Source organism: Wolbachia endosymbiont (group A) of Clivina fossor (assembly GCF_964026865.1).
Lineage (GTDB): Bacteria > Pseudomonadota > Alphaproteobacteria > Rickettsiales > Anaplasmataceae > Wolbachia.
In genome coordinates, this window is record NZ_OZ034707.1 from 593,666 (window position 1) to 612,787 (window position 19,122).

The window sequence follows — 19,122 nt, forward strand, 5'->3', positions numbered from 1 at the left end:
TGATGAAAGATAGCGCTATGTGTTTCCAAAATTGTGCATAAAAGTAAAACAAAACGAAGGTTAACAGTTGCGTCTTTTTTGCAAGAATAGCTGATAAATGGATTTATGGAAAAAAGGAGTGCCTGAACTATGAAAACATTTACAGGAGAAACTATGAGAAAAAGAACATTAACTGTTACCTGTCGATATGAGCCTGATGAGTTAGCAGATAAACGCTTATCGGATGTATACGGGCAACTGATAGAGAGATTGATAAAGAGAAAAAAAGAAAATAGAGAGAAAGAAACAAATGAAAGTAGTGAGTTTATATGCGAGAGTGTCATCGTGCAAAAAATTAAGCATAGTACGACAAATACAAGTTTTCTTGTCGTTTTAATCTGCACAGATTGCGAAGTTAAATGAAATAGCTTCAAGTTTCATGATAAGGGGGCTGACGAAACTTGTCAAGTAAGTTTTTTCGTTTCTGCGGGCTACTTCTTGACACCAGTGGTGTTAAGTATTCGTACAGTTATTGGTATTATTAAGATACTCCCTAATCTTCTTTAAATCCTCCCAGGCTAAACGTTTTTGCATTGGCTGACGCAGTAGGTAAGCTGGGTGAAATATAGCAGCTGTAGTGATTGAGTGAGATAAATATTGGTTAGTGTACGTATGAAATCTACCACGCAAATTCGATATAGTTTTTGTGCTGTCAAGAAGGCTATAACACGCAATTCCCCCGACCAAAATTAGAATTTGCGGTGAAACCAGTGCAACATGCTTCTCAACAAATGGTCTGCACATATCAAGCTCTAGGTCGGTTGGCTTTCTATTGCCAGGTGGGCGCCAAAATACGGTATTGCTTATGTATACCTTAGTGCGATCAAGATTGATTGCATTTAACATTTTATCGAGCAACATTCCACTTGCACCACAAAATGGTATGCCTTGAAGGTCTTCATTTGCTCCTGGAGCTTCACCAACGAGCATAATTTTTGCGTTTGGATTACCATCGGAAAAAACAGTATTAGTTGCAGTTTTTTTTATCTCACAACCTTCAAATGATTCAACTGCACTTCTTAGTTCATCCACACTACTACATTTACTTGCAAGTTTCCTTGCTTCAATTATCCAATCACTTGGAAACATGTCTTTTCCATCTTTAGTGTCACCCCAGCGCGTATCTGCATCTTTCTTCTGGGTCCCAGTTTGGATAACAGAGGGTTGCACACCCTCTTTGCTCTCCAACTTTTTTTCCTCTTCACCCTCTGTTAGTGTGCAATCAACGCCCACTTCATGGTAAAATTTTAATAATTCTAGGTCTTCATTGCTCATAATGCTTTTTAACCTTTTGTGCTTTTTTCATGGCCATATCATACTTTAATTTAGATAAATGTCTAATATATAATATGCCATTTAAGTGATCTAGCTCATGCTGAATACACCTTGCGAGCCAGCCGCAAGCTTTTAGCGTCTGTTCCTCATTATTTAAATCCTTATATTTCACAGTCAAATATTTTGGACGCTTAATTTCATAGCTTTGCTCTGGAATTGAAAGGCACCCTTCTTTGAGAATTACTTGTTCATCGGATAATTCCGTAATTTCAGGGTTAATCATGTAAAATTTGCCAGTCGATTCATACCCTACTGGCTCGTCTTCAGCTCGAGAGAGCTGAATGTCCATAACAAAAACTCTCCTCAGCACTCCAACTTGCACTGCAGCAAGGCCAAGACCTTCTGCATCGTACACAGTTTCGAACATGTCGTTTACTAATTCTTTAATTTTATCGTTTATATCTGTTACTTCACTGGCACGTGTGATTAGTCTTTCATCAGGGGCAATTACAATTGGTAATATGGACATAAAAATTATAATTCTATGTTTTGCTTTTCCTTTTGTCCAGAATTTAGTGTATATTAAAATGTTGCTATATCTATAATAGAAATATAAATTATTAAAGAAAGCTACAATTTAAATGAAATTGCGTAATAAGGTTAACTAATGTACTCTGCAGTAATAGCAAAACCAAAGAGAAACGTTTTTGCTGTTTTAGACATAGGTACAACAAAGATTATTTGTCTAATCGTTAAGATAAATAGCAACTTCAGCTATAAAGTAACAGGAACGGGCTATAAGATTGCAGAAGGTGTAAACGGTGGGTCGATAACTAATGTAAAACACGCAAATTACTCCATCTCATCAACTATAGGTTTAGCTGAGCAAGTGTCAGAGGAAACTATAGACCAGATATATGTGAACATTGCTGGATGTGGCATCTCATCTTTTAATGTACATAATGAAATTATTGCAGCTAATCATGAAATTTCTGACCGGGATATAAAACGTGTAGTTTTTCAGACGTTTGAGAAATATATTGAAGAAAATGTTATCATTCACAATATACCACTGAAATATCACTTAGATGACATGACTGACATAAAAGAAGTTGGTGGATTGTACGGAAAAAGACTATCTGCTGATGTTAATGTTGTCACTGCTTCGCGTCCAGCGCTTACCAATATTGAAAACTGTATTACCAATAATGGTGGATTAAATATGGCAGGTTGTATTGCTTCTGCATATTCTGCAGGTCTTGCCTGTCTGAGTGAAGATGAAAAAGAGCTCGGGACTGCTATTGTTGATATAGGCGGTGGGTGCACTGCAATTGGAATTTTCAAAAGAGGGAAACTTGTGTATGCAAGCAGCGTTCCAATTGGTGGCGTTCATATCACTCGAGATATTGCTTACGGGCTATGCACAAGCATAGAACGTGCAGAGTATATAAAAATACTGTATGGTAGCACTATCGTAACTTCAATAGATGAGAACGAATATATTACAGTCCAAAATAGTGAAAATGATGAACCTACTCAAGTATTCAAATCTGAGCTTATTAACATCATAAGACCAAGAGTTGAAGAAATACTTGAAATGGTAAGAGAGCAATTTCAAGAGCAGAAAGATCCAATTAATAAAGTAGTGATCACAGGTGGAACTAGTCAACTCACAAGCATGAAGGAAATTGCAGGCTATATATTCAATAAGCAAGTTCGAATTGGGTGCCCTGAGTCTTGTAGCGGTCTTGATGGCGAATATGATAAAAATCCTGTATTTTCTGCTGCTATAGGTTCTATAAAGCTAATAGTTGATACTTTTTATAAGAATAACTCTGGAATGCTCGGTCAAGATGGTAAAATAAGTAAGTTGTACCATTGGGTTAAATCAAAAGTTACAGTTTAATTTTACTGAATGAAATTCTTATATCTGTCAAAGGAAACATTATGAATAAAAAACATTGTTTCAAAATTAATAAACTTGTTCGTGATCATACAACTGAAATTATACGTTCCCATGGAATTATTGTTTATGAGAGGGTGATGGAAAAAGATGAATACATTGAACGTCTCAAAGATAAACTTTTAGAAGAAGCAAAGGAAGTTATTGCCTCTAAAACCTCAGATGAAAACCTTGAAGAGTTAGCTGATTTACTTGAGGTCATACATGCATTAGGCAAAGAAAGTGGACTATCTATAGAACAAATTGAAGAAAAGCGTATCTCTAAAAAACAAGAGAGAGGTGGTTTTGAGAATCGTATCTACAATACTTACATTGAGGTGAATTCTAATAGCATCGATTACTATCACAAAAAACCTTCAGATTATCCTGAGATAGTAGTTGTATAGTTCAGATTATTAAATAGACTTCTTGCTTGACCACCTTTCATACAAATGACTTGACACTAGGATCCGCAGGGCTTATTTTCATAATACGTAAAGTTATTACATTTATGTACTTGCAAGTAAGCGTACCAATTACAATAAGACATGGAAAATATGAACATAACTATACACTCACAAGAAGATTTTGAATTTATGCGCAAGGCTGGCAGGCTTGCTGCTGAAACTCTTGATTTCATTGCACCGTACGTAAAGGTAGGGGTGACAACTAATGAGTTAAATGATCTATGTCATGATTTTATAATTAATGCAGGTGCAATTCCAGCACCACTAAACTATAGGGGGTATCCAAAATCGATTTGCACTTCAAAAAATGCAGTTGTGTGCCATGGTGTTCCCGATGATAAAACGCTTAAAGATGGAGATATTTTAAATATTGATGTCACGGTGATTTTAAATGGTTGGCATGGTGATACAAGTCGCATGTTTTGGGTTGGCAAGCCATCAATAAAAGCAAAACGTTTGTGTGACGCTACTTATCATGCATTGATGGAAGCAATTAAACAAGTTAAACCCGGCAATAAGTTAAATGAAATAGGGCTTGCTATAGAGAAATATATTAGAGATTTTGGATATTCTATCGTACGCAGCTACTGCGGACATGGTATAGGAAAAGTCTTTCATGCTCCACCAAATGTAGTGCATTTCTATGATCAAGATGAAAATCTCATCTTGAAGGAAGGTATGTTTTTTACAATAGAGCCAATGATTAATGCTGGAAAACATGAGACTCTGCTCAGTAAAATCGATGACTGGACAGTGACAACACGCGATCTTTCACTTTCTGCTCAATTTGAACATACGCTCGGAGTAACTAAAGATGGTGCTGAAATATTCACATTATCACCTAAAAATTGGCACTTCCCACCATATAATTAGATTTTTTTAAACTCTGCTATACTGCAACTATACTTGGATCTTGAAGAAAGCTAATCCTTAATTTGCGATATAGCAACTAGCCCAATTAATGCACAGAAAATCATGTAAAAACTAGCTGAAGTCTCTTGTCCTGTAACTTTGATAATTGTTGTGCATATAAATGGTGCAAGGCCACCAAAAAATCCAGCAGCTATATTTCTTGACAAGCCAAATCCGCTGTAACGAACCTTTGTTGGAAATAATTCACACATAAATGCACTGACAGGACCAAGCGATGCAGCTATTGGAATTATAAAAAGAATATGTGCCGTAAAAGTGAGTAAGTAATTGCCACTACATAACATTGAGAAAACTGGATAACTCACTATTACAAAAGCTATAAATGCAAATTTCATAACTTTTTCTCTTCCTACCTTATCAGAAAGTATTGCAAACAATATTGTCAATCCTCCGAGCGCAATTTGACTCAGTATTTCTACCATATGGTTAAAATGAGTATTTATTGTTGATGTAAGCACATTGAAAAATACCAGATATATGTAAAGAGATGAGTTTTCAACTATATCAACCCCAACTGATATCAGAAAAGGTTTTTTATAGCTATTCAATAACTCTTTTAATGGCAGTTTAGATGGATTTTTCTGTCTTTTATACTCTGGGCTTTCATCAAGTATATATCTCATATATATGCTGATTAATCCCATTGCTAAACTGAAAATGAAAGGTAATCTCCACCCCCAAGATTCAAAATCAGATACTTTTTTGCATATGAGTACTGCTATCAGGCTTAATACTGAACCAAAAATTGCGCTTAATACTTCAATGCTGCCAAAAAATCCTTTTTTGTTTTTAGGAGCGTGTTCTATTAAAAATGGTGCATTTCCTGCTTCTCCTCCAAGGGATATACCCTGCAATAATCTTAAACAAACTACCAGCATTGACGCTAGTATTCCAATGCTTTGATAACCTGGAACAAAAGCAATTAATACAGTTGATAAAGTCATTAATATAATCGAGAGCAATAAGGCAACTCTTCTGCCATGCTTATCACCAATGTGACCAAATATAGCAGCGCCGACTGGTCTCATTAAGAAACCCACTGCAAACACTCCAAAAGCCTTCAATACGCTGGTTAGTTGATCATCCGATGGAAAAAACACACCACCTATTATGTTTATTAAGTGGCCAAAAAGCATGTGGTCATACCACAATAAAGTGTTACAAATCAAACTTGAAAATATTACTTTTGTTATTTGCTGCATAATTTTCTATAGTTTGTTTAGTATTTAGTAATATACATTACTTTTTTTTATATAATAGAAAAATTTGAACATTATATTAATAATAGTATCTTATTAAATCTTAATATTTTTATATCATTGACTATATTCAAGTATTTTTATATTATTGCCTATATATTTCCATATGTTTTAGTGGGAAGCTATTTTTATTTGTATGCACAGAGTCTTTTGATGGAGCACTATGACACACACTCCAGTTTTGTTAAAAGAGATGCTATCACTACTATCACCGCAGGATGGTGGTATATACGTGGACGCCACATTTGGAGCTGGAGGGTATAGCAAAGCAATATTGGAGTCAGCTGATTGCAAGGTATATGCAATTGATAGAGATGAAACGGTAACTAAGTTTTATGATGATTTAAGCGTTAGATATCCCGATAGAATAAAACTATTCATTGAGAAGTTTAGTAATATTAAAAGTATACTAAGCAGCGTTGAGCCATCTCCTGTCATCCCAGTACTTGATACTGGAAAAAATAACTGGTCACGCGCTGGAATGAAATCAAACGGAGTGGATGGGGTGGTTTTTGACATCGGAGTTTCATCTATGCAGCTTGATAACGGAGATAGAGGGTTCTCATTTTTACATGATGGTCCACTCGATATGAGCATGGATAACTCTTCTTATATAAACGCTTCAACGTTTGTTAACGCTTTACGCGAAGAAGAAATTGCAAATACTATATATAACTACGGAGGAGAGCATCATTCTCGCAAAATCGCAAGAGCAATAGTAAGTGCACGGAAGAAGAAAACTATCAAAACTACATTTGAGCTTGCGAACATTGTACGTTCTGTGGTGTTCCGTGGAAAAAGCAAAATTGATCCTGCAACCAGAACATTTCAGGCAATCAGAATATGGGTAAACGATGAGCTGGGAGAACTTGAGAGGGGCATTAAAGCTGCATCTGAAATTTTAAATGAGAATGGCAAATTAATTGTTGTCACCTTTCATTCTTTGGAAGATCGTATAGTCAAAACTTTTTTTAAAGATCTATGTGAGCCAAGATCTACTGATTGTAAGACATTCTCTCTTCTAAATAAAAAAGTGATCAAAGCAAGTATAGAAGAAGTAAGTGCAAATCCGCGTTCACACTCAGCAAAACTAAGAGCTATACAGAAGTTGTCATGAGAACTTTCTGCATCATCTCAATAGTTATGTTTTTTCTTAGCATTGTAGGACTATTTAAGATAAAACTACATGTTCAGTCATTAAATAGAGAGCTAATAAAAATAAAAAGTGAAATTAGTTTAGTACAAAGTGATATAAAAGTTTTACAAGCAGAGTGGAGCTATTTGAATAATCCAAAAAGACTTGCAAGCCTTGTAAAGAAATACCTAAAAAATAACTCTTTAATACTGGCTAGCCAGGTTAAAAATCTTGACTCTTTAAATGGCCGCAGTGTGTTAGCACAACTTAAAACCCAGAGTTAAATTGGTTATACTAAGCTTTATCTTTTACAGATAAGCACACCACAATAAACCTTACTTTAGTATGAAATTGCTTGCGTAAGATTTTGGCAGCCTCTTAACATTTTTTGGCATTTCAATTACGTATTTAACGTTGCGTTTTTTTGCGTAGAATACTGCTTTTTCAAGAGAATCAAACTTTAATACAATCTGTTTTTTTGGATCTTTTGAGCCAACCCACCCCATTAAAGGTTCAATGTAGTAAGAACCAGATTCAATTTTTAGGTGCCAGAGATTTGTATTACCTAAACCAGATTGTGTTGCAGTTTTTGTTGGTTTATAAATCCTAAAAACTACTTTATCATCAATGCCCATAGTTCTTGTTAAATAAGCTTAAATATACATCTAAATAAATCCTTTCACAAACAATTAGTATGAAAGAATGAAGTTTGAAATAAATATTTTTATGTTATATTATTATTAAATTATATTAAAAGGATTAGCTGAATAGGAGTAATCGATGACGCAACAAGAAATAGTAACAATTAATGCAGAGTTACGTGATATAACAAAAACAAAAGCGATGCATTCTCTAAGGAAGAAAGGAAACATCCCTGGAATCATATATGGAAAGGGTCATGATAATGTAAATTTAACATTGTCTGCAAAGGAATTCACGAAGCAATATAAATCAGGCTCTCTTTCTGCACATTTGATAGAGCTGAATATTTCGGGCAAAAAGGAATATGCTCTTGTTCGCGATATCCAATTGCATGTAGTAAAGGATACTGTGCAACATGTTGATTTTCAATTTGTTGATAAAGGCAGCGAAATTAAAATAGACATACCTCTATCATTTGTGAATGAAAGTAAAGCTCCAGGGATCAAGTTAGGTGGAGTGCTTAATGTTTTGTGTCGTTCTATTGCTGTTAAATGCTCTCCTGATAAAATACCTCAGGTTATTGAAGTTGATTTATCCGGTAAAATGATTGGCCAGTCTATACATATTAATGATGTAAAATTACCAGAAGGTGTTAAGTTTGTAGCTCATGAAGAAGAAAATTTTACTATTGTTACAATTTCTGCTGCCGATAGTGACGTTGAAGAACCTCAAGCAGAAACAGAGTAATAGTGCATCTGATAGTTGGACTTGGTAACCCTGGTGGTCAATATGAGTTAACTCATCATAATATCGGCTTCATCGTAGTTGATAAAATTTACAAATATTGGAATTTCCAGTCGTTTTCTAAAAAAGCCGATTATCTAATAACCTCTGGCATAATTAATGATAATAAAATCATGTTAATAAAGCCTTATTCATTTATGAATAATTCAGGCATCCCTGTTGCAAAAATACGAAACTTTTACAAATTATCGCTAGATAATATCGTTGTCATACACGATGACGCTGATTTGGAAATTGGAAGAATAAAAATAAAGAAAGGTGGTAGCTCTGCTGGACATAATGGACTTAAATCCATAGATAGTTTTATTGGTAATGATTATTGGCGCTTGAGATTTGGAGTGGGTAGACCTGAAGATGAAAAAAGCTTAGCAGATTATGTATTATCAAAATTTTCAAATTTTGATAACGTTACTCCCTTAGTGGAAAAAATAGCAAAAAATATACACTTAATGCTGCAAGGAGATAATACAGCTTTTATCAATTTGATTGTATAATATTATGAAACACAAAACTAAATTTCACACAATTAAAATAACAGATTTCTTGTATTACCTCCCAAGCCACAACTGTCATTCAGTGGAAACAAAAAACTTCCTTGACAAACTCCGCCAGCCCCCTTATTATGACAATAAGGGTATTTATGACTCAAAACTTGTTTTTGACCTGCAGGCTCAATGACAAAATTCAGTAAAAAACTTAGGGTATTTTTTGGCGGATTACATAAAATTATAGCGGCTGCATGTCTTTTAAATTTTTTCTACATTCAGCCAAATCGCGCTTATTTTAAGCGTTAGCACATTATTACAGCGCCAGTTTAAATTATTATAGGGTCAAAACTCGCACCACGGGAGTTCTTTGCCTTTTTTTTCTGCCTGGTAAATTTCTTAAATATTAAAGCTAAGGTTAGTTGCATTTAAAAGCAGCTAAATTGTAGTGTTTAAGACTTAAAAAACGCCAACGCGTTTAATACAATGTTGCAAATTCTCCTCCTGCGCTAGTTCTTTGATCCGAAATGCTACTTCCACCTTATCAAGACCAATGTTAATTTGCTTTATCAATGTCCTAACAATACCACGTTTAGTTTGCCAATCTAGGTAGTCTAGGTTCGATTTAACACTAGAATAAAAACCCTTTATGCTATTGATAATAATGCTCATTCTCTCCTGTAGTGTCTTTTGATCAATAACTTTTTTCTTCTCTTTTTCTACCACTTTTAAACGTTCATTAAGTTTTTCTTTTGTCCGCTTAAATTCTCCCTCACTTATATATTTTTTTTCTCCTGCATTTTCTTGACTATAATAATCTTCCATAAGTTTTTCGATACCTTCTTTTATTTGATTTTCCCTTCTTGCAAATTCTTCATCTGATGATTCATCATTTTTCTTTTCTGAAGCTCTACTTTGGTACTCCTTTTTAATCCTCTCTGGGTTCTTTAACAAACTTTTTACTTCTTCCCATATAACCATTTCTAACATATCTGCACGGATATATTTATTGCTACATTTATCGTGACTATTAATCATAACACGCGCATTACAACGATAGTAGCTATAGTCTGCAGAATCAGTTTTTTCTTCTGCATTACTATATTCTTATATGTTAAAAACAAGTTCATAAATATTACAAAGTGGTAATACTAAGAACATGCAGAGAAGAGGAACCGTCTGTATTCTTGGTCATAAGGACCGCACTGAAGCAAGGTTCTCTTTTCTGTTTATATACTGAATAGTTCCGAACAACTGATTGAGCGTTGAGGCTCGTATATAAGGGTGGAAAATGCAGTACTACATATTATTCTATGGAGGAATTATGAATTCATCAAATATTATTGCTGGCATTGATGTTAGCAAAAGCAAACTAGATATCCACATTCATCCACTTGGACATCATAAAGTATTTGAAAATAACATTCAAGCTATTGATCAAATACTCGACTTTTTGCGGTTACATAACGTAATCAAAGTTGGACTTGAAGCAACTGGTGGGTACGAAAAATTATGTGCTTATACTTTACTAAGCCATGGTTTCGAAGTATATGTCATTCAACCTAGATGGGTTAGAGATTATGCAAAAAGCCTTGGCATTGCCACTAAAACTGACAAAATAGACTGTAGCATCATCTCACGTTATATTAGTAATACAGATATGCGTGTTACTCCTTTAAAAGTTAGTAATAGTAATGTTGACTATTTGAGGCAAAAATTATCTCGCAGAAATCAACTAGTAGAAATAGCAAAAATACAAAAAATACAAGCTCATCAGGTAACTGATATATCCATAATCAAACAAATGGAAGAGCTACTCGTTGTTTTGCAAAATCAAATCCAATCCTTAGAAGATCAGATGATAGAATTGGTTGATCAAAGTCAAGAGCTTAAAAAAAAATACATATCAATAACTAGTATTCCAGGTGCAGGTCCAATCTTAGCTATCACTATGATTTGTTATCTACCAGAACTAGGAACTATCAGACATAAAGAAATATCTAGCCTTTCCGGAGTCGCACCTTTTAATCGAGATAGTGGTTTTAGTAAAGGGAAAAGGTGTATTCAGGGTGGTAGAGCACAAATTAGAAAAGTTTTACATATGTGCATCCTTACTGCTCGTGAGTGGAATTCTTACATAAAAACTTTTTTTGATAGGTTGTACGATCAATATAAAAAACCATATAAAGTTGCTTCCACTGCTGCAATGAGAAAATTGCTTATTCTTGCGAACTCTTTAGTAAGAGATGGCAGGGTTTTTACTAAGGAATACAGCCCTAAATTTGCTTAGATCCAACATTAGCAGATTAGTGTGGATGTGTACAAGTGCGCTTATACATATTTAAAGCACTTATACACATCCACACTTATTAAAAGAATTTAAGCCAAGAATTACAACTTAAATGCCTAAAACTGTTTGCAGTAAGGCCATTTGATCAACACCGTTAATTCTCCGAATCATGTTTTCAGCATCAATTTCAATGAGTTCCTGACCAGATATGGTGAGCTTATAATAATGAGCGGCTACTGTACATTTGAGAGTTCCTTTCTCAGCAGGCTTCCAGCTACCAAAGTCAAACTCTTTAAAAATGCCTCTTAAATTGATTATTACTGCTTCAATATCATTGCTACTACTACCTTGCATTCCACCACGAAGAGTCAAAGCTACTGAATTTCCATCTATTAAACCAAAGAGTCTAAAGAGCTCAGAGTCATACTCAGCAAAAATAAAGTCTGCTTCAAGCTTTTCCATGCCCATATCAATACTTATTGGAATATCCATACCACCAGCTCTATATTCCTCTGTTTTAATTGTGAGTTTTGGTAGAGTGATCTCATCGATGCGGCCAGCATAACCACGACCATCAACTAACACATTAAAATTCTTTAAGATTTTTGGCAACATCTTTTTATGTCTTTAAAAATTATTTTCAGTATTTTCATTTTTTCTATTGACTTTTAACACAACTGCTTCAGTTGATAAGCCCGTTGCTTGGAAAATTATTTCAACAGAAACTCCTGCTTTAACTAGATTCTTTGCCACCTCTATTCTTGCCACTTTTCTACTATTTTCCTTGCTAGCTTGTGCAGATGTAATTAATGAATAAACTACATTACGTAATTCTTGATTCTCAATTTTCTCATACTTTTCTACTAGATCTAATATCTCATTCTCGAGATAACTTTCTTCATTTGATATTGTGTGTTCAGGAATAAGATCTATAATGCTAACTGATAGTGCTTCTGCGATGCTATATAACCTTCTGATTGAAATTTTACGCTTTCCTTTTTCGTAATGAAGTATTACCCAGTATTTTACCCCGATTTTCTCCGCTAAATCCTTTTGAGTATACCTCTTTGCTAGCCTACAACTTCTTACTTTCTGTCCTACTTTGTGGTCTAGTATGCTAGCAGTCATTCTTTTTCGTAGCCTGCCATAAATCTCCTTTAGAAGTTTTAGATAGAAATTTTGCTAGCATATTGGTACCTTTGCTGAAAACTAGTATATTAAATGCCTATGCTGTGACAAGCTAAAATGAGAAGTTCACACTTTAAATAGGTATGTTTAAGACCACTAAACTCATGAGATTCATTTGCTGGGGGTTTTAGGCACTTTATGAGGGGGTTATAAAAAGATGTACAAAAGGATCTAAGGTGCATAGTAGCATTCTAGGGTCATCTATGAAGGTAGTTTTTTTGCCAACTCTTGAAATTTAGCTAAATTTACCACTTTAATAGACCTCAGCATAAAAACGTTGAATATTTCTTCAGAATTGTGTATAATTATTAATGCTTTTTAACTTACTTTCTCATGGCTCTCTCTAAATTTCTCAATGTGCGAAATGATTATGCATTTAAGAGAATATTTGGTACTGAAAAGAACAAAGACATTCTTATTCACTTTCTTAATGATATATTAGATCTTACTGATGACAACCAGATTAAAGATGTCTCCTTTCTCAGTCCCATTCAAGACCCTGTTATTGCCTCTCAAAAGCAAAGTATTGTTGATGTTCTCTGTGTTGATTCTACAGGGGTCAAAACCATAATTGAGATGCAAGTCGCTAAAACAAGAGGTTTTGAAAAACGTTCTCTAATTGCACATAAGTCAACAATAATTTTTATATAAACCAAAATAACATATTTCCTACATAATCTTTAATAATTTTACATACAAGAGCAGTGTGCTTCCATGGTTCTCTCCGCGGTCTGATATGACAACAAACTTGTCAAGCCGCACTATACTTGTTAGGTGGAAGTGGACGGCAACATGTGCCCAACGAAGTCTAGGCTTCAAGGTTTTTTCTTGCTTATCCCTTCCATCGGCATTACTACCTCGAGTAAAATTATTGTTTATGCTCCTCTTAATTGTAATAACAAAATTCTGTTTTATTGACCAACATCCTGTGCATAATTACAGCCAATTTTCTTGCTACTGCTACAATTGCTTTCTTCATCCCTTTTTTCCTTGCAAGTTTTAACCCCCAGCTTTTCAACTTAAAATTTTTCTTACTAACTGTAAGTAAGACTTGTGCAGCTTCATATAACATACTTCGACATTCCATGGGCCCCATTTTTGATATACTACCATGCCGATCAATTTCTCCAGAAGCATATTGTCTTGGTGTTAACCCCATATACGCTCCAACTGTACTAGATCTTTCAAATCTATTTGGGTTATCCACTGTTGCTTTATATGTCATTGCTACTATAGTACCAACACCTGGAGCAGTAGTTAATAATTTACAATCCTCATCTTTTTTGCCTTGTTCTAAGAGCATCTTGTCAAGTTTTTCCAATGACTTCTCTATTGCCTCTAAACTACAAACTAATGCTCCAATTGAAGCCTTACTTATTTCATCCAAATCTTTAATTGCTTTTTCTATTCTTAAAGACAAGCTTTCAAATTTTGACCCTTGACCGAGCTTTATCCCGTATATTTTTAATAACCCTCTTATTGTCCCAACAATCTGCTGGTAGCTGCATGTTAACTGTCTTCTACTTCCAAGTGCTATTTTAATTTGACAAGATTCATCCGATTTTACTAGTACTTCTTTATATAGCCCAGCCCTCATCATTTGAGCTATACCTCTTGCATCATTCTTATCATTTTTATTGATTCTTGCAGACAAAGCTGCTGCCATATGTCTTGCATCTACACAAACTACTGGCAAGCCAAAACTCCTTAATTTTTTGCACATTGATATTGAAAGTTGTCTACTTTCTACTCCTATAGTTTCGTAATTTTTGCCTTGTTCAAGCAAGTACTCTGCTATTGCCTTGCTTTCGCTTGCAACAACTCCTTCTTTAACAATCTTTCCTTTCTCATCAACGATACTAATGAAAGTTTCTTTGAGTGAGACATCTAATCCGCTATAATATTTCATGAGACTACTCCTACTGTAAAAGTTTAAATTGTTTTTGAAGAACTTATTCTACTGAATTTGTTACTTCGTGTTAAAATAATGGAGTATGTCTCTCCATCATTCAACAGCAATTACAGTATGTGCCCAATACTACGCTGCCAAAGCTTATTCAAGTCAAGCTGATGTAGGTGACCAGTATCATGACCTTAAAGGGGTTATCTTTATTGCTATTGCTGATTTTATCCTATTTCCTAATAAGCTGGCTTATAAGTCTGATCACGTGACTTTTGATAAGATGACCTTTGAACATGATCTCAAAGACTTTAGTTTCACTTTCATAGAGCTACCAAAGTTTAACAAAACAAAAGAAGATCAATTAGAAAATATTGTTGAAAAATGGATCTATTTTTTTAAGCACGCAGATGAAACGAGCGAAGAGGATCTAAAAAAAATAATAGGTAGTGATGTAATTATTGGTAGGGCTTATGATGAGTTATACCAATTCCTAAAAATAAATAGATGAATAAAGAAAAATTTCTAAAATAGAATAATTTAAGAATTAGTGGGGAGTTATGGCAGGAAAAAGTAAAGCAATAGGAGAAGAATTATATAATATCTGCAAAAGAATATGGAATAACAAAAGTTGCTCAAATATACCGAATTACTAGAACTACATTGATGAAGTGGATTACAAGATTTAAGGAAGGAGGAGTCAATGCGTTTAAAATACAACCAGGACGTGGAGTAAAGCCGAAGTTGAGCTACAAGCAGCAAGAAGAAATTAAAAATGTCATAGCAGAAGAAGGAGCCAACCTAACGGCTAAGAAATTAAAAATCATAATTGAGAAAATGTTTTCTATTGAGGTAAGTAAGTCTACAGCACATAGACTGATGCAAAAGTTAGGTTTTTCGTATATTACTCCAAGGCCTGTGCACAATAAACAGGATAAAAATAAACAAGAAGAGTTTAAAAAAAAATCTTAATGAAACTATTGTCACGTATCCCGAAAAAGAGCTATTTTTCTTCGATGAGTCGCGGTTTGGCACACATTCAAAGATTGGACACGGGTGGTTTAAAAAAGGCATTAGGACACAGGTTAAGGTAAAATTAGGTAGGCAAAACTTTTATCTCTATAGTGCAGTTAATCCTAGAAATGGAGAGAGTTCTAGCTTATTCGTACCAAACGTCAATACTGATTGTATGAATATATTCCTTGAGCAGATGTCACAATATTTAGGAACAAGGGAGGCATTTCTTGTTGTGGATTGTGCAGGATGGCATAGATCCAAAGGTTTAAAAATACCACAAAATATTACCTTAATCTATTTACCTCCATATTCACCAGAGTTAAATCCAGTAGAGCGTTTATGGCAATATTTGAAAGACAATCTCATTAAAAATAGAATATATGACTCTGTTAGTTTATTGGAGGATACTGTATGTGCATTCATTCGTAATATTACGGAAAGTTCGATCAAAACCATTTGTTCTGTGAGTTATTTGCCTACTTATTTATGAGATTTGGTATTACTAGCATCATGATTATCTTCAGCTTCGCCACTGTTGCCGCTTTCGGTTTCACTCTCCATACTCCCTCTACAACCAGTTTCATTTTGATCAACGTTATCAGGATGATCTTTTTTGCTGCTCTTGTTAATAGCTTCTGAAATTACTTGTTCTATTTCCTCTTTTTTTGTTGGGTCTAGTTTTTTTGACTGTTTGATTTCTTTTTTCAATGCTGGAAGGAAGTGTTGAGTATAATACTTATAATATTTTTCTTGTTCTTCAGGTGATTCTCCTAATTTGGTTAACACTTCGGTTAATATCTTAGGACTAGCCCCTTCCTTGAACAATCCCTTGCATTTGTTGAGAGTCTTGTCTTTCCCAACTTCTGGGTGTAGGTGTTTGTGCTTTCCTTTTGTTACTTTTTTCGTTATAATGCTCAATAATTCATTGTTGTGTACTAACTCACTAGATGTAGAATTTTCTTTTGTCATACCAAAGCCTCACTAAAAACTAACTATTTGTGTATCTTTGTAGTTGTAAGTGTCAACAATTTGAGATTGAGAACTAACAACTAAAAAGCTAGATTTAAATTTTAAAATGTTGTATATGTAATTGAAATACAGGCAGAAGAGCGTTTCTGCTAGTATCATAGTTAAACCTCACTTCAACGATTATCTACTATTTTAAATGTTTAGTTTTAAGAAAGGATAAATATTGGTATATAGCTAAAGTGAACAGGTGCAAAATGTGCTATACCGCGGCGCTAACGAGTAGCGGAATGACGGCATATCAAATTGTAGCTAGCTATCGAACGTTCCCTACTAGCTTATTCATGAGTTGACGTAGTATTGATACATCGCTCATTTTAGTAGCTGGATTTTCTGTATATTCTGATTGATTTTGTTGTCTTTTTGCTGCTAGGTCTTCAGAATCATTTCCTAAATTCTGTTGATCATTGTCAATAGGGTTCTTCGAAGCTTGATTCTGCTCTGTTGTTGAATTAGAGCGATTTTTGTCGTTAAATGTGTCCTGTGCTTTGTTGGTTGATTTTTCAAAAAGTTTCTTAATACCACTAAATCCTAAAGTTAAAGTAAGACATATAACTCCAGCAGTAGCTATGATAGGAATGGCTGCTCCAATTGCCATTTGACCCTGAAAGAAAGCAAATGTTACCATTGCAATAACAGTAATTGTTATCGTGATTGCTAACAGTTCGCGGGTTCTTTTTGCTGGATCTATGAATCCTGCTACAGCAGATGCTGCTTTTTCTATAAAAGAACCTGCTTTTTCAATGCCAGACTTGCATTTTTTTGAAGCAGTTCCACAGTGGTATTTTTCCTCAAGCTTCTCTTTTAGTTCTTTAGCTTTCTCCTGTGCTTTCTGTGGAGTCCCTGAATAATCTTTTAGATCTCGTAAAGTTAAATAGTACTTTTTAGTATGGAATTCTGGATCTTTCAGCTCCAGAGAACAGGGATCAGCGCCTATTTCTAGCAGCATTGTACAAAATTTTGTTGTATTGTCATAAGCAGTTGCTGTATCAAAAATTGTTCCTTGTGATAGGTATTTGATACTTCTTTTTTCTGCTTTTTTCTTTAATGCCAATTCTAGGGGTGTGTTCTCTTCTCCATTAGGTGCATTCACAGCCTCTCTTAATTGATCTTCAGATATTTTTCTTTCTTTTACTAAACCTAAAATCAATTCCAAACATGCAACTTTTTGTCTTCCTTTGAATGAAGCAATATAGTGAAGAGCATTTTTTCCATCTTTATCTTGCACAGTAATATCTGCACCGTTTTGTAGTAATAGCTCTAGGGTTTTATATCTCTTAGTTTTCTCAAATTTCTTAAGTGATCGGTTCTCACTCTTCTCTTGTATGCGCTGGAGTACCTGGTGGAGCGGTGTTTGCCCTTCTTTTTTATCATTTACAGCTTTTATAAATTGTTCTTTTTGGCTTGCTTCTAGCAATATATGGAGAAGTTCAAGTTTTTGTTTTGTTTCAGGTTTAACAATCAAGTGTAAAGCATTATTACCATCTGTGTCTTTAAGGCTAATATCTGCCCCTTTTTGCAATAGTTCTTTAAAAAGTTCTTTATCATTATTTTTAATTGCTAAATGTAATTGATAATTATCATTACTATCTGGAGTATTTATGGTATGTGGTATAATTTCTTTAATTTTTGCTTCTGTATTGATTTTTATTTCTGGCTTTAATTTAGATTTCTTTCCTTGCTCTGCTAATTTTTCTAAGAAATTACGATAGTATGTCTTTTGCTCTTCTTTTAAGCCTTGTAATTCTTTTGTAGATAATCCTAAATTATCAGAGCTGGCTCCATGCTCTAACAATTTTGTAAGAAACTTAAGTGTGTTATCATTATTTTGGATCGTATGAGACTCATGTTTTTCTTTTGTTATCTTGTTAATTAGTGCCACCTGAAGAGCGTCCTGATTTTCACTATTAATGAGTTGTGCTAAATCTTCCTTGGTGACCGTTTTTATTAGGATACCCAGAAACTTGCATTTCTGTTTCTTTTCGAGCGATGCAATAAGGTGTAAAATATTATTTCCTTTTTCATCTTTTATGCTGCTAATATCCGTACAATCTTTTAGATATTTTCTAAATTTCCTGTTATTTCCATTTTTGATCGCTTTTAGTAATTGAACATTATTATTCGTTATTCCATTGCTTATTTCTACTTCATGATCATCTTCAACATCGCTACCGTAGCCACTCTCTGTTTCACTGTCCCTACGATCATTTTGGTTGTGGGTAAAACAATATTTGCTATTACAAGTAATTTCTGAAATTGCTTGCTTTACTCGCTCTTTTGTTTCATTTGGTGTTTTTTTCGATCGTTCTATTACTTCATCTAGCACTGGAAGGAAGCATTGGACATAATACCTATAATATTTTTCTTGTTCTCTAAGTGATTCTTCTAATTTAGTTAATACTTCAGAGCTAGCACCTTCCTCAAATAACCTTTTGCACTTCTTGAGGGTTCCATCTTGACCTCTTGGTTTTTCACGCTTGTGTTTTTCTTTTTTTACCTTTCTCTCTATAGTGCCATACAATTGCTCGTCTTTTCTATCCTGCTCTCGCTTTTTATTTTTATCTATGCATTCGTCTAATTTATCTGCATTAGTAGCTAGTGCGCTTAGATCTATACCCATACTAAAACCCCAATATTAAAAGCTATTTAAGTTGTCAGCACTAAACTAACAACCAAGAAGTTTGACTTTTAAATTGAGCTAAACGTTGTATATGTGATCA

At 34.3% G+C, this 19,122-nt stretch carries 18 protein-coding genes and 4 pseudogenes; 12 read left to right on the forward strand and 10 right to left on the reverse strand.

Features of this window, described 5'->3' with window-relative positions:
- Positions 1–129: 129 nt before the first annotated feature.
- Complete coding sequence (locus AAGD99_RS03120; protein WP_264329155.1) at positions 130–402, forward strand: hypothetical protein; 273 nt, start codon at positions 130–132, stop codon at positions 400–402.
- Between the two features lie 90 nt (positions 403–492).
- On the opposite strand, the gene AAGD99_RS03125 is transcribed toward AAGD99_RS03120, so the two are convergent.
- Positions 493–1,314: a uracil-DNA glycosylase family protein gene (locus AAGD99_RS03125; RefSeq protein ID WP_253309680.1), complete on the reverse strand. Its 822-nt coding sequence runs from the start codon at positions 1,312–1,314 to the stop codon at positions 493–495.
- Positions 1,304–1,843, reverse strand: coding sequence for a peptide deformylase (gene def, locus AAGD99_RS03130; protein WP_253309681.1), 540 nt, complete (start codon positions 1,841–1,843; stop codon positions 1,304–1,306). The genes AAGD99_RS03125 and def overlap by 11 nt, the downstream gene beginning before the upstream one ends.
- Positions 1,844–1,981: 138 nt before the next feature.
- On the opposite strand from def, the gene ftsA reads away from it, so the two are divergent.
- The 3 genes from ftsA (at position 1,982) to map (ending at position 4,596) form a co-directional block, all read left to right on the forward strand.
- Entirely contained in the window at positions 1,982–3,220 is a 1,239-nt protein-coding gene (gene ftsA, locus AAGD99_RS03135) for a cell division protein FtsA (RefSeq protein WP_341822566.1), read from the forward strand.
- 41 nt (positions 3,221–3,261) lie between these two features.
- Positions 3,262–3,663, forward strand: a complete 402-nt coding sequence (locus AAGD99_RS03140) for a nucleoside triphosphate pyrophosphohydrolase (RefSeq protein ID WP_264732302.1) — start codon at positions 3,262–3,264, stop codon at positions 3,661–3,663.
- Between the two features lie 150 nt (positions 3,664–3,813).
- Entirely contained in the window at positions 3,814–4,596 is a 783-nt protein-coding gene (gene map / locus AAGD99_RS03145; RefSeq protein WP_253309684.1) for a type I methionyl aminopeptidase, read from the forward strand.
- 50 nt (positions 4,597–4,646) lie between these two features.
- Here map and AAGD99_RS03150 read toward each other — a convergent pair whose 3' ends face one another.
- The gene (locus AAGD99_RS03150; RefSeq protein WP_264736134.1) at positions 4,647–5,858 is read right to left on the reverse strand and encodes an MFS transporter; all 1,212 of its coding nucleotides are present in this window, start codon (positions 5,856–5,858) and stop codon (positions 4,647–4,649) included.
- 220 nt (positions 5,859–6,078) lie between these two features.
- Here AAGD99_RS03150 and rsmH point away from each other — a divergent pair, with 220 nt between their 5' ends.
- Positions 6,079–7,032 (forward strand): 16S rRNA (cytosine(1402)-N(4))-methyltransferase RsmH, encoded by a 954-nt coding sequence (gene rsmH / locus AAGD99_RS03155; protein WP_341822568.1) that lies wholly within the window; start codon positions 6,079–6,081, stop codon positions 7,030–7,032.
- Complete coding sequence (locus AAGD99_RS03160; protein ID WP_096617865.1) at positions 7,029–7,334, forward strand: hypothetical protein; 306 nt, start codon at positions 7,029–7,031, stop codon at positions 7,332–7,334. Before rsmH ends, AAGD99_RS03160 begins: the two co-directional genes overlap by 4 nt.
- Before the next feature lie 51 nt (positions 7,335–7,385).
- Here AAGD99_RS03160 and AAGD99_RS03165 read toward each other — a convergent pair whose 3' ends face one another.
- Complete coding sequence (locus tag AAGD99_RS03165; protein WP_253309377.1) at positions 7,386–7,685, reverse strand: ETC complex I subunit; 300 nt, start codon at positions 7,683–7,685, stop codon at positions 7,386–7,388.
- A 145-nt stretch (positions 7,686–7,830) separates the two neighbouring features.
- Between AAGD99_RS03165 and AAGD99_RS03170 the strand changes: the two genes are divergently transcribed.
- Positions 7,831–8,439: a 50S ribosomal protein L25/general stress protein Ctc gene (locus AAGD99_RS03170; RefSeq protein WP_250295275.1), complete on the forward strand. Its 609-nt coding sequence runs from the start codon at positions 7,831–7,833 to the stop codon at positions 8,437–8,439.
- A 2-nt stretch (positions 8,440–8,441) separates the two neighbouring features.
- Positions 8,442–8,990: an aminoacyl-tRNA hydrolase gene (gene pth / locus AAGD99_RS03175; RefSeq protein ID WP_253309378.1), complete on the forward strand. Its 549-nt coding sequence runs from the start codon at positions 8,442–8,444 to the stop codon at positions 8,988–8,990.
- 450 nt (positions 8,991–9,440) lie between these two features.
- Here the strand turns inward: pth and AAGD99_RS03180 are convergent.
- Positions 9,441–10,043 (reverse strand): annotated as a pseudogene (locus AAGD99_RS03180) (zinc ribbon domain-containing protein); the annotation flags it as partial.
- A 262-nt stretch (positions 10,044–10,305) separates the two neighbouring features.
- Between AAGD99_RS03180 and AAGD99_RS03185 the strand changes: the two are divergent.
- Positions 10,306–11,271 carry an IS110 family transposase gene (locus tag AAGD99_RS03185; RefSeq protein ID WP_341822569.1) on the forward strand — a complete coding sequence of 322 codons (966 nt, stop codon included), beginning with the start codon at positions 10,306–10,308 and terminating at the stop codon, positions 11,269–11,271.
- 108 nt (positions 11,272–11,379) lie between these two features.
- Here AAGD99_RS03185 and AAGD99_RS03190 read toward each other — a convergent pair whose 3' ends face one another.
- Positions 11,380–11,886, reverse strand: a complete 507-nt coding sequence (locus AAGD99_RS03190; protein ID WP_341822570.1) for a phage major tail tube protein — start codon at positions 11,884–11,886, stop codon at positions 11,380–11,382.
- 12 nt (positions 11,887–11,898) lie between these two features.
- Positions 11,899–12,399, reverse strand: a complete 501-nt coding sequence (locus AAGD99_RS03195) for a helix-turn-helix transcriptional regulator (RefSeq protein ID WP_341822572.1) — start codon at positions 12,397–12,399, stop codon at positions 11,899–11,901.
- Positions 12,400–12,792: 393 nt separating this feature from the next.
- Here AAGD99_RS03195 and AAGD99_RS03200 point away from each other — a divergent pair.
- Positions 12,793–13,074: pseudogene (locus AAGD99_RS03200) on the forward strand (Rpn family recombination-promoting nuclease/putative transposase); the annotation flags it as partial.
- 271 nt (positions 13,075–13,345) lie between these two features.
- On the opposite strand, the gene AAGD99_RS03205 reads toward AAGD99_RS03200, so the two are convergent.
- A complete protein-coding gene (locus AAGD99_RS03205) occupies positions 13,346–14,368 on the reverse strand; it encodes an IS110 family transposase (RefSeq protein WP_341822573.1) in 1,023 nt (340 codons plus the stop codon).
- 121 nt (positions 14,369–14,489) lie between these two features.
- Here AAGD99_RS03205 and AAGD99_RS03210 point away from each other — a divergent pair.
- Both AAGD99_RS03210 and AAGD99_RS03215 read left to right on the forward strand, forming a co-directional pair.
- Positions 14,490–14,852, forward strand: a pseudogene (locus AAGD99_RS03210) (PD-(D/E)XK nuclease family transposase); the annotation flags it as partial.
- Positions 14,853–14,956: 104 nt separating this feature from the next.
- Positions 14,957–15,866, forward strand: a pseudogene (locus tag AAGD99_RS03215) (IS630 family transposase); the annotation flags it as partial.
- Here AAGD99_RS03215 and AAGD99_RS03220 read toward each other — a convergent pair.
- Both AAGD99_RS03220 and AAGD99_RS03225 read right to left on the reverse strand, forming a co-directional pair.
- Positions 15,857–16,345 (reverse strand): hypothetical protein, encoded by a 489-nt coding sequence (locus tag AAGD99_RS03220; RefSeq protein WP_341822574.1) that lies wholly within the window; start codon positions 16,343–16,345, stop codon positions 15,857–15,859. The pseudogene AAGD99_RS03215 and the gene AAGD99_RS03220 sit on opposite strands and share 10 nt — an antisense overlap.
- Positions 16,346–16,658: 313 nt before the next feature.
- Positions 16,659–19,022, reverse strand: coding sequence for an ankyrin repeat domain-containing protein (locus tag AAGD99_RS03225; protein ID WP_341822575.1), 2,364 nt, complete (start codon positions 19,020–19,022; stop codon positions 16,659–16,661).
- Positions 19,023–19,122: the final 100 nt, after the last annotated feature.